General features: G+C 58.3%; 18 protein-coding genes. 9 read left to right on the top strand and 9 right to left on the bottom strand.

The genetic code is table 11. The features are described 5' to 3' along the window. Positions 1 to 144 precede the first annotated feature (144 nt). A complete protein-coding gene (locus NKK52_RS06975; protein WP_023682374.1) occupies positions 145 to 759 on the bottom strand; it encodes a hypothetical protein in 615 nt (204 codons plus the stop codon). 296 nt (positions 760 to 1,055) lie between these two features. Between NKK52_RS06975 and NKK52_RS06980 the strand changes: the two genes are divergently transcribed. Then, the gene (locus NKK52_RS06980) at positions 1,056 to 1,349 is read left to right on the top strand and encodes a helix-turn-helix domain-containing protein (RefSeq protein WP_023682373.1); all 294 of its coding nucleotides are present in this window, start codon (positions 1,056 to 1,058) and stop codon (positions 1,347 to 1,349) included. Positions 1,350 to 1,426: 77 nt separating this feature from the next. Here the strand turns inward: NKK52_RS06980 and NKK52_RS06985 are convergent, their stop codons facing one another. After that, the gene (locus tag NKK52_RS06985; RefSeq protein ID WP_245263058.1) at positions 1,427 to 1,747 is read right to left on the bottom strand and encodes a cupin domain-containing protein; all 321 of its coding nucleotides are present in this window, start codon (positions 1,745 to 1,747) and stop codon (positions 1,427 to 1,429) included. 375 nt (positions 1,748 to 2,122) lie between these two features. On the opposite strand from NKK52_RS06985, the gene NKK52_RS06990 reads away from it, so the two are divergent. The 6 genes from NKK52_RS06990 to NKK52_RS07015 all read left to right on the top strand — a co-directional run bounded on the left by NKK52_RS06990 (position 2,123) and on the right by NKK52_RS07015 (position 6,746). After that, positions 2,123 to 2,581, top strand: coding sequence for a YbaK/EbsC family protein (locus tag NKK52_RS06990; RefSeq protein ID WP_023682371.1), 459 nt, complete (start codon positions 2,123 to 2,125; stop codon positions 2,579 to 2,581). Positions 2,582 to 2,676: 95 nt separating this feature from the next. Beyond that, the gene (locus NKK52_RS06995) at positions 2,677 to 3,465 is read left to right on the top strand and encodes a hypothetical protein (protein WP_023682370.1); all 789 of its coding nucleotides are present in this window, start codon (positions 2,677 to 2,679) and stop codon (positions 3,463 to 3,465) included. Positions 3,466 to 3,515: 50 nt separating this feature from the next. Next, on the top strand, positions 3,516 to 4,037 hold the full coding sequence (locus NKK52_RS32205; RefSeq protein ID WP_245263061.1) for a CatB-related O-acetyltransferase: 522 nt from the start codon (positions 3,516 to 3,518) through the stop codon (positions 4,035 to 4,037). Positions 4,038 to 4,322: 285 nt separating this feature from the next. Next, entirely contained in the window at positions 4,323 to 5,702 is a 1,380-nt protein-coding gene (locus NKK52_RS07005; RefSeq protein WP_084633896.1) for a tyrosine-type recombinase/integrase, read from the top strand. Further along, a complete protein-coding gene (locus tag NKK52_RS07010) occupies positions 5,699 to 6,295 on the top strand; it encodes a hypothetical protein (RefSeq protein ID WP_023682367.1) in 597 nt (198 codons plus the stop codon). The genes NKK52_RS07005 and NKK52_RS07010 overlap by 4 nt, the downstream gene beginning before the upstream one ends. After that, on the top strand, positions 6,282 to 6,746 hold the full coding sequence (locus tag NKK52_RS07015; protein ID WP_023682366.1) for a hypothetical protein: 465 nt from the start codon (positions 6,282 to 6,284) through the stop codon (positions 6,744 to 6,746). Before NKK52_RS07010 ends, NKK52_RS07015 begins: the two co-directional genes overlap by 14 nt. A 230-nt stretch (positions 6,747 to 6,976) precedes the next feature. Here the strand turns inward: NKK52_RS07015 and NKK52_RS07020 are convergent, their stop codons facing one another. The 4 genes from NKK52_RS07020 to NKK52_RS07035 form a co-directional block, all read right to left on the bottom strand. Further along, entirely contained in the window at positions 6,977 to 7,240 is a 264-nt protein-coding gene (locus tag NKK52_RS07020; protein WP_023682365.1) for a hypothetical protein, read from the bottom strand. 542 nt (positions 7,241 to 7,782) lie between these two features. Next, positions 7,783 to 8,751, bottom strand: coding sequence for an SDH family Clp fold serine proteinase (locus NKK52_RS07025; RefSeq protein WP_023682364.1), 969 nt, complete (start codon positions 8,749 to 8,751; stop codon positions 7,783 to 7,785). A gap of 158 nt (positions 8,752 to 8,909) precedes the next feature. Further along, positions 8,910 to 9,497: a hypothetical protein gene (locus NKK52_RS07030; RefSeq protein WP_352628550.1), complete on the bottom strand. Its 588-nt coding sequence runs from the start codon at positions 9,495 to 9,497 to the stop codon at positions 8,910 to 8,912. Continuing rightward, on the bottom strand, positions 9,467 to 10,060 hold the full coding sequence (locus tag NKK52_RS07035; protein WP_023682361.1) for a hypothetical protein: 594 nt from the start codon (positions 10,058 to 10,060) through the stop codon (positions 9,467 to 9,469). The genes NKK52_RS07030 and NKK52_RS07035 overlap by 31 nt, the downstream gene beginning before the upstream one ends. Positions 10,061 to 10,156: 96 nt before the next feature. Here NKK52_RS07035 and NKK52_RS07040 point away from each other — a divergent pair, with 96 nt between their 5' ends. After that, entirely contained in the window at positions 10,157 to 10,387 is a 231-nt protein-coding gene (locus NKK52_RS07040; RefSeq protein WP_023682360.1) for a hypothetical protein, read from the top strand. Between the two features lie 66 nt (positions 10,388 to 10,453). On the opposite strand, the gene NKK52_RS07045 is transcribed toward NKK52_RS07040, so the two are convergent. Continuing rightward, positions 10,454 to 10,711 (bottom strand): hypothetical protein, encoded by a 258-nt coding sequence (locus NKK52_RS07045; protein WP_156939237.1) that lies wholly within the window; start codon positions 10,709 to 10,711, stop codon positions 10,454 to 10,456. A 749-nt stretch (positions 10,712 to 11,460) separates the two neighbouring features. Further along, positions 11,461 to 11,685, bottom strand: a complete 225-nt coding sequence (locus tag NKK52_RS07050) for a hypothetical protein (protein ID WP_023682359.1) — start codon at positions 11,683 to 11,685, stop codon at positions 11,461 to 11,463. A 309-nt stretch (positions 11,686 to 11,994) separates the two neighbouring features. Between NKK52_RS07050 and NKK52_RS07055 the strand changes: the two genes are divergently transcribed. Beyond that, positions 11,995 to 12,279, top strand: coding sequence for a hypothetical protein (locus NKK52_RS07055; RefSeq protein ID WP_023682357.1), 285 nt, complete (start codon positions 11,995 to 11,997; stop codon positions 12,277 to 12,279). A gap of 124 nt (positions 12,280 to 12,403) precedes the next feature. On the opposite strand, the gene NKK52_RS07060 is transcribed toward NKK52_RS07055, so the two are convergent. Beyond that, positions 12,404 to 13,015 (bottom strand): class I SAM-dependent methyltransferase, encoded by a 612-nt coding sequence (locus tag NKK52_RS07060; RefSeq protein ID WP_084633893.1) that lies wholly within the window; start codon positions 13,013 to 13,015, stop codon positions 12,404 to 12,406. Positions 13,016 to 13,083: the final 68 nt, after the last annotated feature.

Genomic DNA, 13,083 nt, shown 5'->3' on the forward strand with positions numbered 1-13,083 from the left:
TGCGCGGGCTGAATTTGACCGTCACCGAGCAAGATCGGTCCCGGTGAACCCCGCAGTCATGACTATCGCCTCCGAACTTTTCGACAGTTTTTCCGGACTGTAGAATTTTGTTTCTGGATTGTGTCTGGCGGCTTCGTCGGCAACTTACATCGGCGGAATGACGCCGTTGGTGCCGACAACGACCCGGCCCGCGGTCAGCTTGCCGTCGCTGCCGCGCTCGGCGTTGACGAAGACCACAGCGCCAGGCTTGAGGTCGGCGGGCGTCGCCGGCGCGAAGGTCACCACCGGCGTCGTCTGCGGGATCGCGATCTGCTTTTTCTGGCCATTGTCGTAGGTCAGCGTCACCGTGCGACCTGCAATCTCGGTGACATCGACGACCGTGCCGTTGGTCATCCGGCTGTTGGGCTCGAGATCCCACGGGCGGTCGCCTTCGCCGGCGCCCTTCAGCGCGGCCGGGAAGATCACCACCTCAAGCGCGCCGCTGCCGCCATCGGCCTTCGAAACAGAGGCAATGCCGAGGAAATCGCCTTGCTTGATATCCCCGGCATCCGCCTTGGCGACGCCGGAAATCTTCCACCCTTCAGCCAGCGCGATGGCGTCGGTAGCGCCTTCGCGGGTCTTCACCGTCAGCGTCGCTCCGGCAAAGGCGGTCACCGTGCCGCGAATGCGCACGGCCTCGGCGGCTTGCGCCGCGACCATGCTCGCGCCGGCGAGGCCTGAAATCGTGGCGAGCACGATGGCTGATGTCTTGAATGTCATGGATCTGATCCTCTTGGGAAAAGCTGGCCCGATGCGGCTGCCAGCAACATCAGGCTAACGCGCGAGCGGCGCAAAACCGCTGAACACTTCGGCGTGCGGCCCTTCAAAAGAACTTGATTGGGAGATCGGGGCGGAGATCCTATATGTGCCCTGGCGCCTGCGGTTTTGACGCCGGTTCACGATGCTGTGACGGTCGGTTTGGGCCTTGGCAAATCGCCGTCAAGCGGGCATTGTCCCGGCTCTCAGGCAACACCCTATCATTTGATCCAAAACTCTTTAGCCCCATGGAGTTGCCAATGCCCCAAACTGCAAAACACGAACCCTTCTCCAGGCTGGCGGCCGATGTTGCGGCCGATGTAGCGCTTGAGCACCCCGGCCTCAAAGCCATCCGGGAGACAAAGGGATACAGTATTGAAGAGCTTTCCCTGACCTGCGGTCTGTCGACCAGCGAGATTGCCGACATAGAGAGCGGCAAGGACACCGATCCGACGAAACTTCGCCGGATCGCCGCAGCATTGCAATTGCCGGAAACGGCCCTGATCGATGCCCCGGCGCCCACGGCGCCTGTGGAAAACCGGTCCGTTTCATAAACAACGGCCAAGCGTCGTTCAACAAGCCCGCCATGGTTTGCCCTGGCGGGCTTGTTGCATTCGCCCAACGGCGAATGTCACTTCTTGCTCGGATCGTCCGCCGGGTTGACGTAGGTGATCGCGAACGGCCCCTCGCCATGAACCTGGACGATCGTAGCGCTTGTCGTCCAGGCGTAATGGTTCATTCCCTGCGGGGCTACGCCGAAGCCGCCGGCGGTCAGTTCGATGCCCTTGGTCTCGTCGAGCTTGTCGCCCAGGCCGATATGAAAATTGCCGGAAATCACCGTCACATATTCCGAGGTGGGATGGTTGTGCGCGGCAATCCTGTAGCCGGCCGGCAGCTTCAACCGCAGCACGTAGATGCCATCCTTCGAGGGGTCCCCGGCGATGACAGCCATGTCCGCGCCGGCGGGCAAGACAGCAGGAGCAGGGCCCCATTTGATGGCGTCCGCGTTATCGGCATGTCGTCGGCAAGCAGCGGCGCCGTCCCGATAAGCAGCAGCGCCAGAGCCGAGGCGAGCTTGAGCATGATGATCTCTCCGGTTGGTCGTGGGAGCACAGCATCAGCGCCGGCCCTGATCCATTGCGACCTACCAAGGCAGCAGCCCGAACACATCTCCCGCACGGGGGATGCGCCTTGCGTTGCTGACATGCGGCGCGACCCGCCTGGCCTGGTATCGCTGCAGCCGTCGACGGGCGGGGAGGTTGCCGCCGACCGAGCGGGAAGCTATCCAGTGTGAACGCTAACCGTTTTCGAATGGGACAATGCCGAGATGAGCCTTGAGACCGTGCGCGCCTTCCTGGCTGCCCATGCGCCCGATGTCGAAGTGCTCGTCACCGAAGCGAGTTCCGCGACGGTGGCGCTGGCGGCTGAGGCGCATGGCGTGGAGCCGGCGCAGATCGCCAAGACCATCTGCCTGCGCGTCGGCGGTGAGACCATGCTGATCGTGGGCGGCGGCATGTCGAGGCTCGACAACCGCAAATTCAAGGACCGTTTCGGCGGCAAGCCGCGCATGCTTGACGCCGACGAGGTTGTCGCGATTACCAGCCATCCCGTCGGCGGCGTCTGCCCATTCGGCCTGCCGGCGCCGCTGCCGGTCTATTGCGACGTCTCGCTGCGCGCCTTCGATGAAGTCGTGCCCGCGGCCGGCGCCACCAACGCCGCTGTAAGGCTCAGCCCGCAGCGCATGGCACAGATTGTCGATGCCGAATGGGTCGATGTGTGCCAGTAGTGAATCGTCGGCTGATTTCAGCAGGAGATTTCTGGGAGCAAAACGACTGCGAGCGCAGCTAGTAGAAGATTGAACGACCCTTTATACGTGGCGGAATGAACGACGTTTTTGGTTACATCGCCTATGGTGAGAACGAGCTTTACCATCGCGGCGCGCTACTCAGCGCCCTCAAGCTTTTGCACCATTGCCCGACCTCCAGAATAGTCGTCGCAACGGACAGGACTGACCTCTTTCGCGCTTATCCTGTTGAGACAATGCTCATAACGGCCGAACAGAAAGACCAGTGGTCTTTCGGCGGAAGCTACCATTTCGGTATCAAGGCCGGGGCTATGCGTGAGCTTTTGCAGCGAGCAGATCGGCTCCTTTTCATGGACACCGACATGTACCCGGTGGGTGACCCGTCGAAGGGCTTCCGCTCGATCTCTGCGACCCATTCCTCTATGCGCCTGTGCGAAGGGCCGCATCGCATCTATCAGAACGCGCTGCCGGGCAAGAACATCAGCGTCGGTGGCCAGGTCCTGACCGGCCAGGAACCGATGTGGAACAGCGGCATCGTCGGGATCCACCGGGACAACCTCACAGCCATGGTGGACGCCTTCGCCGCTATCAAGGCCGTTCATGAGGTGACCGACACTTGGGCGCCCGAGCAGTTCTGCCTCGGGGTAGCCCTTTCTCAAAACGGCCGAACCATAAGCCCTCATAGCCTGCCGATCCGACACTACAATACCCGAGGCAAAAAGCAGTTCGCTGAGCCGCGTGTTCATGCGTTCTTTAACGCGTACGGCATGGCGCCAGTCGGCCAGCAGGTTGAAAAGGCCAGTCGATATCGTCTATGGCGGACTCCCGCGGATCTCTTGCTCCAGAAGCTTAAGAGGTCACTGTGACGGGGTGGCTGCGCACGAGGAATCTGTTTCGATCCAAGCTGCCCCCAAGCGTGACCGTTGGACGTCACACCTATGGGGTGAGCCGGAAGAAGGTGCTTGGAGCGTCTGCCGCCACTCCGTTGGCCCTTGGGGCGTTCTGTTCGGTCGCCGGCAACGTGAGCTTTGAATGTTCCGGGGGAAGCCACGTGCCTTGGGCTGCAACCACTTTTCCGATCCACAGCCGCATGATGGACACGACTGATCTCAATGCGCACGGCGGCAAACCCGTCGGCATTACCATCGCCAATGATGTCTGGATCGGCCGCCAAGCGCTGATCATGCCAGGCGTCCACATCGCGGATGGCGCTATTGTTGCGGCCGGCGCCATTGTCACCAGGGATGTGCCGCCATACGCGATCGTCGGCGGGGTCCCGGCCAAGCTTATCCGGTATCGCTTTTCACAGGATGTTATTGCGAAATTGCTGGCGATCCGGTGGTGGGAATGGAGCGACGAGAAGATCAAGCAGGAGGCTGCTTTTCTCACAGGTCCCATCGAACTCTTTGTCGAGCGGCACGCCAGCATGACGGCTTAAGAATGCATCTTGTTTGCGGGAAATCGAAAAGACGGTAGCCACCTTGGGGGAAGCGGCCAACTATTTGTTTGGTCGGAGTGGCCGGATTCGAACCGACGACCCCTTGACCCCCAGAAAAAGGCCAGGGCGTAACGACGCTTAACAAGTCATAACATCCTTCGGGCCGCAAAGCCTTGCATTCCATGCGCTTGTGAGGCATTGATAGGTCCCGTTAATAACGCGGGGTAACACGGCCTAACACACCATTTCTGTTACCCCCTGTTACCCCATAGGAGCCTTTGACCAATGAGCGCTGTCACAGATCAGGGTAACGCCGGTCTCCGGAATCCATCAAAAGTGCTTACGGCAAAGACCGTCGAGGCGGCAAAGCCTGAGGCCAAGAACCGACGCGAGATTCCTGACGGAGCCCTGCCGGGTCTCTATCTGGTTGTCCAGCCTACGGGGGTGAAGTCCTGGGCGCTGCGGTACCGGTTCGACGGCAAGCCAAAGAAACTTACCATTGGCCCGGTCCTGCTCAAGAGGGAAGGGGATGAGATCGAGGGCACCTTGCCTCTTGGTCAGTCGATGACACTCCAGGAGGCGCGCCGGGCCGCCCGCGACGCGATCCAGACCCTTGGCGAAGGGCGCGATCCCGGCACAGCCAAGAAAGAGGCCAAGGCGCATCGGGCGGCCGACACCGGTGAGGACAAAGACTCAGTCGAGAAACAAGGTCAGCGATTCATTGCCCGCTACTGCAAACCCCGGAACCGATCCTGGAAAGAGGTGGAACGCCAGTTCAAAATCGAGATCAACCCGCATTGGGGCAAAAAGGGTGTTCATGACATCACCAAGCGTGATGTGCTGGATCTTCTTGACGCGGTCATCGACAGAGGGTCGCCGGTTACCGCCAACAGGATTTTTGCGACACTGCGGCGGTTCTTCGGCTGGCTGATCGAACGGGACATCTTAAAGGCTTCGCCCTGTGCCGGCATGAAGAAACCGACGCCGGAAACATCACGGGAACGAATCCTGACAAGTGATGAGATCAAGCTCTTCTGGCAGGCGACGGAAGGATTCGATCATCCCTTCGGCCCGATGTGGCGGCTGCTTTTGCTGACAGGCCAGCGGCGCAATGAAATAGCCGGCATGAAGCGGGGTGAACTCGCCCTTGATGACGACGCGCCGGCCTGGACGATTCCGGGCGCCAGGACAAAGAACGGCAATGAACATTTCGTTCCGTTGGCGCCGGGGGCGGCCACCCTGATCAAATCGCTGCCCAGGATAGGAGACAAGGGCTTTGTCTTCACCACTACTGGCGAAACTGCTGTGTCGGGTTTTAGTCGTTCCAAGGGTCGCCTGGATTTGGCGATGCTGGCCATCCTTCGCGACACGGCGGCGAAGGCCGGCGATGATCCGGCAAGGATCAGTCTCACGCCATGGACGCTTCACGATCTGCGCCGGACGATGGCATCAGGTATGGCGGCCCTCAACATCAGTCTGCCTGTGGTCGAAAAGGTTCTTAACCATAGCTCTGGCAGTTTCGCCGGCATCGTCGGGGTCTATCAGCGTTTCGATTTTGCCAAGGAGAAGCGGGCCGCCCTTTTGGCCTGGGCAGACTTCATTGATGCGTTGGTCACAGAAAGGCCGGCGGCCAATGTGGTGAAGCTGCGGGAGGTTGTAGCGTGACTCCCGCCTTGAACGAAGCTCTAGCCATGGCTGCGGAGGCATGCCGGGATTTAGTTGACGCCGACAGCGGCACAGAGCTTGCTCATGCCCTCGACACCGTCGCGGTGATGCTTGACCACCTGGGGAAGGGACGGACATCTCCCTTGTTCGAGGACTTGAAGACGCGCGTCTTTCGCAGTGGCGGCGATGGCAACAAGAAAGAACTGGATGAGATCACTGAGGCCGTAGCTGCCTACCTACTCCTTTGCGGCAACAACCAGACAACGGCCGCCAAACAGGCGTCAAGCCGATGCAAGCATTCTGCATTCTCCACGGTCAAGAAGTGGTTGAAAGGCGCGGAAGACGCGGAGACCCTGAAGTCTCTCACGCGTTGGCCAGATATCGAGCGCCGAATCGCATCGGCGGAGAGGCGGGTCACCTACATGGAATTCTTTGTTCCGGCTATCAAGGTCAGGAATTGGGATGAGCGCGTTCTTGATATGCTTGTGAGCCAAGCAAATGAGATCCGGGCCGAGACGGCCTCGGCGGATGGAATCCTATCGACGGAAAAGCGTCGCGTTGCAGTGAAAGGTCGCAGCAATGGATTGGTCTGATCTCCTGTATTTCTCGCCCGTCATCCTTGGCGGCGTCGGTATGATCCTCTCGAAGCTGCCCGATCTCCTGGACCTGATTGAAGGCACACCGGGCCAAGCCGATTTTGAGAGGTTCGTTTCGGACGCCAACCGGCGCGGCCTGGACTACAGCCAGACCATGCGCGAGCTCGATATCCGGACCATCTTGGCCCGGCTCCGGCGCGAGGCGTCCGGCGCCGTCGCCGTCGATGTTCAGAACTGGGCAATGATCCTGGATGCCGCCGTTCAGAAATGCCTCGCCGACAACCCGCAACATGATCGCGAGCTAAAGGCCATGATGCAGGGCCTATCCTACGGGCATATCTTGTACCCAGCGGAGGCCGCCATGGTCGATGATCTCTATAGCGGATTCCGGCGCCGCCGTGGCGGTTTCAGCATTGATCAGCGGGCCGGTCTACTCCTCGCGAGGTAGTACTGAACGCGTTCGCAAGCCTTAAATCTGCGTACTTCCCTTCTCCCAGCGGTCGATCATGGCCTTTGCTCGACTGAGACAAACTTGTTCGCCTTCCTCGCGTGTAGCCTGCGCAAATTGCGGTTCGCAGAACCTGCTCCCGGGCCGAGAGATGGCTGCGCTCCAATCAGAATTTCGTGTGGTCTGTATCTTCCATCCTTGATGTCTGTAAAATGCCATGGGCCGCCTCTTTAGGAAAAATCCTTAGGATCTGGTTCGTCAAACGTATTGACGCTTATGTGGACGGATAGATCGGTTCGGTTCAATCCTTCAACTTTGGCCAAAATTTCGGCCGGCGTAGAGGGGTCGAATATAATAATGAAGCTGTACGTCAGCTCATCATCGCTGGCGTTCTCCTGAATCCTCCAGATGGCTTCATCGAGCTCATCTCGTGTCAGCCCGAGTTCCGCCGCTATCAGATCATCCCGTTTTTCGTCATCGTCACCGAAATCCATAGGGCATCTCCTGATGTGAGTCCGGGCGAGCTTACTCCATATCCGGCCCATCGCCGCTTACAAAGAGAGTCTTCGGCGGTCCATAGGTCACCTAGACCCGGATCGGCGTCTCGGCCCCAGGCTAAGACGCCAGCAAGCTATGTCGGCGCCGCCTTTATCACTTGAATCGGGATATGCGGGAGCGGCTTTGGAAGCGCGTCCCGGACCATGCAGCGGCGGCACCGAAGGGCATGAAGCGGCCGGCGACCCAACTGGGTTAAGCCGGAGCTCGTTGCCACGGTGGAGCATCTGCGGTGAGGAAGACTTACGCCATGCCTCATTGCAGGATTTCAGGGGGAGTGACCCGACCTATTTGTCGCTGTGCGGTTGCGGTTCGCCAGGGACTGTGAACGGCGGTTGGGGAACATTCCAGTTCGGCTGCGATGCCGACGACTGATACTCCCAGTGACGGTCGTCGGCAGCCACGCCGCTGACATTGTTGGAGCGGTTGCTCGGTGCCGCGGCATTTATGCGAAATATGTTGCTACCATCCGATGTGTGGGTCACGGCAGTTTCCTCCATCCTTCGAACGTTTTGGTCATCACGGGCCCAGCAGGTCCGAGCGCAGGACCGACCTGACCTTCTGTCACATAACCGAAGCAGCCGGTTTCGGTGGCTTCGATGAGGCCTCTTACAAGGGTATAGGGCGCTTGGGTCGCGCCCGCCAGTAGCCCATGAGGACTAAATGGTTCAAGAGTTTTGAGCTCGGTATGATAAGATTTCGTTACATTGGACAGAATTTTGTATAACGCGTCGCTTGGCTTGTCGACCGAAAGTCCAATTTCTGCTGCCATCCTGCGGTTGATAGTATAGTCATGACTCCCGGAGTCTGAACATAGCAACTCAATTATTTCGTTCTGCTTCTTTTCGTCTTTGACCTGACCCTTGATGAGAGTTTTTGCCATAGATCGGATCTGACCACCGAGGCGAAATAGCTGGCCGAGCACTAGTGGGTGTATCTGCGTCGAAAGATGATTCCACACCGATGCGAGCGCCACGGGGTCGGTAACGTCTTTTTTTAATTCGCTCATATATCCGCGAATGGCTTCGGCGGCGACAGGGACGGCCGACCCTGCGGGCGTCATGGGATTGAGAGGATGGTTATCCAAGCTAGGGTCGATTGGGCCTAGAGCGGCCTGCTTGGTCATAACGATCTTGTCGGCTCCAAGAGCCATAAGTGTTCCGGCGCTCATGGCTTTTGCCGGCACGATGATTTCGATCTCGTCTCCGAAGGATCGGAGCAAATGTATTAGCCGCCATGCGGCGGCGGTATGGCCGCCATTGGTGTCGAGTATTAGCGACAACTTCTTGGTAGGGCCAATCGCGTCGAGCAATGTGACGAATGGCTCAATCGCATCGCCGGCAATGATGGTCTGGAGCGACAGACGTTCGCCGTTGACGAACGCTATTACTTTCGAGCCGCGCGCCTTTTCGATTTCTCGATAATAAGCTTGCCGCGCCGCATAGTTCATTATTTGCCCCTACCCCTAGGTTGGTTGCTCTCCTTGTTCGCTTAAAAAGTCAAGGCCATTTTGTGTTTTTGACGACTTCTTGCAAGGATGTTCGCAACAGGTGGGACCTTCGGCCTAGTTCTCAGGCCTTCCTGTGTGGAACCCAATCGTTGGAACCGTCAGGGATTCGTAAGGGCATGAAATACTGACATTGCGCCCGCAACGAAACACCCAAACGACGTCAGACCAAACGCCGCAGAAAGGAATAGGGTCGCGGTGACAGGATCGGTCCTCTCGTCACCTTTGGGCCAATAGTCGCTTCGGTAAAGGATGGCGGGATCACCCCATTTGAAATACTGGCGTTCTGCGAACTGAAAGTTCAGCCATGCCAAGAAGGCGGCGATGAGGATGAAACCGATCCCGAAAAGATTCCATCCTGCCCCAGCTACCAGGGCTGGCATTGCCGTGTCGGCTAACTTGCGGCTGCCGTTCCAAAGGCCGCTGATCGCATAAAGAGAGCCGCCGTGAACGGCCAATAAGCTGGCAATCAACCATCGGCCATAGTCAACGTGATTGCGCTGGCTGGCGGCGCGAAGCTCTGCCATTTGCTTGAATACTTCGCGAGCATGCTGTTCATAGCGCGCACGATCTGCTTCGGGCCAATCGCTTACAAAAGGCTTGTTTACGTCATTGCTCACGACCAATCCCCAGTCAACGATTGTGTTGCCTATGCAACCTAGGAAAGTGCTTGCCGCAGTTTCGTCCATCGGGAGTTATCTGTAAGCTCATTTTTTGGATGCGACATCAACCCCGACTTGCCCCAGTTCAAGGCTGCGGTTCTGGCTGCAGCACATTGTTCTTTTCGAGAAGATAGCCTTACGAGGTCTGGAAACTGTAGATCAGCCTCAGATCTAAAAAAATCGCCTGTCTTCGACGGATAGATCGCAGCATACCACGCAACAAAAAGACCTACGATATAAGGGCTTCGGCCGGACGCCACCATGTAGTCTATGCAGGCGACCATAAGAACGGCGTCGCACTCCTCTACGGGCAGATCTGGCGCCAAGGCGGAAGGATCTCTGTCAGCATGCTTCATGAAATTACGTGGTTCGTTGAACATGTCGCGAAAGTCTTTTGCGGCCCTCCCAAAAGCGTTGGCGAACTGATCAATCATGCGCATCTTATTTGAGACTTTGAGAAGTGCGTCCGAAACCTCCCAGGCGTTTGTTGCTAGAGTGTAGACCGCCAAAGGCTCATTGAGATACCAATGGATATGGATCGCGGCCAGCAACTGCCTGCGGGCAACATCCAGCTTCGATATAGTTGCCATTTATTTGGTGCCCCGCGGCCGCATGCCTACTCCACAATCATAGCTTCATGACGCAACCAATCCGAGTCAGACTCGGTCAAAAAAGGAGCTTTTCCGATGATATTCGCCGATATGCAGGATGCCCACGACAGAAGGATCGAAAAGATAATAGCCAAAATGGATGATCCCGGAGATCAGCACGCTACTGTTCTTGCTGATGAACTGAGGACGGTTCCGTTGGTTGCGAACTTCAATCTCGTAGGGATCAGACGGCGCTTAAACAACATCGAGGTCGGCGTCTGGGCGATTGTCGGCCTGCTAGCTCTATACACATTTCGTCACTGGTAAAGCCACAGCTCCGGATCAGCGCGGCGTCGCCGAGCCTGTCGGCGAGCCTTGCCGATGCGACCTCAATCAACAGAGATCGGGAAACCGCGCCGCGTCCTTAAGGCAAGTAGCCCTCGCAGATTGGCAGAAAGGCGCTGCCGGATCGTATCCTGAATGTTTGCAGAGTAGGATCGTCCGTTCCAGCACGATGTGATCAAACTCATCCTTTTTAGCCTGCTTTTCAGATACCGAACTACGGTAGGCACCTGAGGCCGATGTCCAGACGAACTCGCCGACGAAAATCGCAGCCGCGAGGCCAACTAATGCCAAAACGAGATTTTTCATACTACTCCCCATGACCTTGATCGGGGAGTTCAGAACATCTCACGCAGGAGATGCGCCGCAGCCTTTAGGCTTTCGCCCTGGACATGCGCCGCGGCCTCCCCGACCAGGTCGGAGAGAGCGGGTGACGGCTGCTCTTGCGCCGCTGCGTGAAGGGTTCTGACGCCCCTGAGCTATTGCTCTAGGCTGTTATAAGGATCGATGAGGCTTCTGCCAATGGGGCCGCAAACCGTTTGCGAGCGTGCGCGCCGCGATGGGTTCACAACCTTTTCGCTGCGGGCGGCGAAATCGATACGGAGCCGGGCAACCCACCGCCTAGAGCGGTGCTCAGCGCCACCAACCCCTCCGCCGCTCGTTGACATTTTGCCGGCTCGCTCCAGCTACTCCAGACCGATTTCCCGCCGGCTGCTGGCGGGCTTTTTTGCGTCAGTCGGGAACTTCCTCGCTCCGAGGCTGTTCGGTCGCACTCGTTCTGCAGCGGTCCCTGCCGGTGACCAAGATGGCCCCTCACTCATCATGGTCGGCCCGCGCTCGGAAGCAAGCGCGGGCCATCCCTGCACACAAGCCCGGGCCTCCCCCGATGTAAGTTTCATCGTTCTCTGTCATTTACCGCTTCTTTGAATGCGCGTGCTGCTGCATCGCAAGCGACACGTGAGGAGCCGTTCACGGACAAGATGATTTCGGCTGCCTTCACTGTCAAACCGTGTTTTTCGGCGAACTCTGCGGCTGTGTACGCGAGCTTTGCTTTTTCGCTACTCCGCATATCTGGCTCGATATACCGCTTCCGCCTCGTGTAAGCTTTGGCGGGTCCATTGCAGGGTGTGGTGCATGCTCGCCAAAAGGCTAATGGCGTCGGTCGTTGGACTGCCTTCGTGATTCAGCAAACCAACGAGTATATCTTGCTTGGAAACGATGCTCTGGTTGTGAGCGAGTTGGCCCATCAAATAAATGAGCCGGATCTCTGCCGGTGTCGGCATGGGCCTTCTCCCTGGTCGGGCGAAAGCCTGATGATCGCTCCCAAGCGCCTCGTGCCTGTTTGTTTTTGGTTTTTCGAGGCGACCGCAACAGTGTGCGCTCGTTAGCGGGCCATGGCAACCGGCTAGGCAATTGCAGCGTCGATGGTGGGCGCGGGCCGCCTTGACCGACTCGCGGGCCAATGCCTCCTGGTTGACGACGACGATCGGTATGAATTTCTCGAATTTTCGGTCTGGCTGGAAACCATTTCTACCCGCAAGCGTTGAATTAGCACAGCTGCATTCAAGCAGTTTGTCCTAGGAGGAATTTCGATGTATTCGAAAGTGATCATTCTCGGCGCAACATTTGCTCTTATGACGGGAACGGCCTTTGCCGGTAGCTCCACCGGCACGTCAGCCCTCGACGATCCTGCGAAAATGTCTCCTTTCTTCACCGACGCCGGCATGAAGACCATGAAGTCTGAGGCCGAAGCGAAAGCCGCCTGGTCGGCTATGTCTCAGGAGGACAAGGACGCGGTGATGAAGGACTGCGCTGACGCAGACATTGCGAAGGCCCATGAAAGTTTCTGCAAAGCTGCGATGATGATGGGAAAATAGGCCCGTGAGCTCGCTGGCTCCCCGGCCGGCGGCTTTTTTTGTGCGGCCCAGGAACATCCTCGCTCTCCGGCAATACGAGCCCGCTGGCCTTGGTCGGCGGGTTTTTTGCATCTGGCGCCGAAACTTATCTTCGTTTGCCTGTCACAAGGAGCCAAGCGGTTTCCGTGCTCGGTCTCCGCACTTCAGGGTCGCTGAACCCTGCGTCTCGCAAGGCAGCAATCACCTCATCCGGCCCGCGAGGTGTGAAAATATCGGCCGGCATGTTCATCCGGTCCATATGCGCCTTCGGGAGGAAGCCCAGCACGACGCGACCGCCTGGTTTGAGGACGCGAGCGAGCTCTGCGGATCCAGCTCTAAGGCTTTGCCAGAAGTACACTGTGTGGACGCTGAGAGCCTTGTCGAATGTGCTATCTGGCAAGGGCAAGTCCTCGACTAGCCCGACTCGGAACTCGGCTCGTCCGGCGCGCACTGCATCGGCGAACCGGCGGGAGGCAGCGTTCACGACATCCTGCGAGCGATCAACACCGCAAACGAATGCTGCCCCACGGAGAAGTTGCGGCAGTAAAACTGCGCCGCCGAAACCGACCTCCACGGCGCGATCTTCCGGGACCAGTTGCAATTCATTGAGAGCGTAGCCGTTGAGCCGGGCATTGCCCCGGTTCATGCCGGCCCGGACCAGCCAGCCGCCGATTCCGGTCGGCCAAGACAGTTGTTTAGCTATGAACCTTGGCGCCATCCGATCCAACCCTTGTTGGCATAAGGCGCTCCTCGGGTGGACAACTCGCCCGCATCGGATCAGCCGCC

It is taken from the genome of Mesorhizobium sp. C277A (assembly GCF_040324395.1).
Taxonomy (GTDB): Bacteria; Pseudomonadota; Alphaproteobacteria; order Rhizobiales; family Rhizobiaceae; genus Mesorhizobium.

Excerpts from the sequence above, each read along its gene's own strand:
- NKK52_RS06980 (WP_023682373.1), top strand. The coding sequence starts at position 1,056 with ATGCCCCAAACTGCAAAACACGAACCCTTCTCCAGGCTGGCGGCCGAT.
- NKK52_RS07025 (WP_023682364.1), bottom strand. The coding sequence starts at position 8,751 with ATGAACTATGCGGCGCGGCAAGCTTATTATCGAGAAATCGAAAAGGCG.
- NKK52_RS07040 (WP_023682360.1), top strand. The coding sequence starts at position 10,157 with ATGATATTCGCCGATATGCAGGATGCCCACGACAGAAGGATCGAAAAG.
- NKK52_RS07035 (WP_023682361.1), bottom strand. The coding sequence starts at position 10,060 with ATGGCAACTATATCGAAGCTGGATGTTGCCCGCAGGCAGTTGCTGGCC.
- NKK52_RS06990 (WP_023682371.1), top strand. The coding sequence starts at position 2,123 with ATGAGCCTTGAGACCGTGCGCGCCTTCCTGGCTGCCCATGCGCCCGAT.
- NKK52_RS07005 (WP_084633896.1), top strand. The coding sequence starts at position 4,323 with ATGAGCGCTGTCACAGATCAGGGTAACGCCGGTCTCCGGAATCCATCA.
- NKK52_RS07015 (WP_023682366.1), top strand. The coding sequence starts at position 6,282 with ATGGATTGGTCTGATCTCCTGTATTTCTCGCCCGTCATCCTTGGCGGC.
- NKK52_RS07060 (WP_084633893.1), bottom strand. The coding sequence starts at position 13,015 with ATGGCGCCAAGGTTCATAGCTAAACAACTGTCTTGGCCGACCGGAATC.
- NKK52_RS07050 (WP_023682359.1), bottom strand. The coding sequence starts at position 11,685 with ATGCCGACACCGGCAGAGATCCGGCTCATTTATTTGATGGGCCAACTC.
- NKK52_RS06985 (WP_245263058.1), bottom strand. The coding sequence starts at position 1,747 with ATGGCTGTCATCGCCGGGGACCCCTCGAAGGATGGCATCTACGTGCTG.
- NKK52_RS06995 (WP_023682370.1), top strand. The coding sequence starts at position 2,677 with ATGAACGACGTTTTTGGTTACATCGCCTATGGTGAGAACGAGCTTTAC.
- NKK52_RS07030 (WP_352628550.1), bottom strand. The coding sequence starts at position 9,497 with ATGGACGAAACTGCGGCAAGCACTTTCCTAGGTTGCATAGGCAACACA.
- NKK52_RS06975 (WP_023682374.1), bottom strand. The coding sequence starts at position 759 with ATGACATTCAAGACATCAGCCATCGTGCTCGCCACGATTTCAGGCCTC.
- NKK52_RS07045 (WP_156939237.1), bottom strand. The coding sequence starts at position 10,711 with ATGAAAAATCTCGTTTTGGCATTAGTTGGCCTCGCGGCTGCGATTTTC.
- NKK52_RS07020 (WP_023682365.1), bottom strand. The coding sequence starts at position 7,240 with ATGGATTTCGGTGACGATGACGAAAAACGGGATGATCTGATAGCGGCG.
- NKK52_RS07055 (WP_023682357.1), top strand. The coding sequence starts at position 11,995 with ATGTATTCGAAAGTGATCATTCTCGGCGCAACATTTGCTCTTATGACG.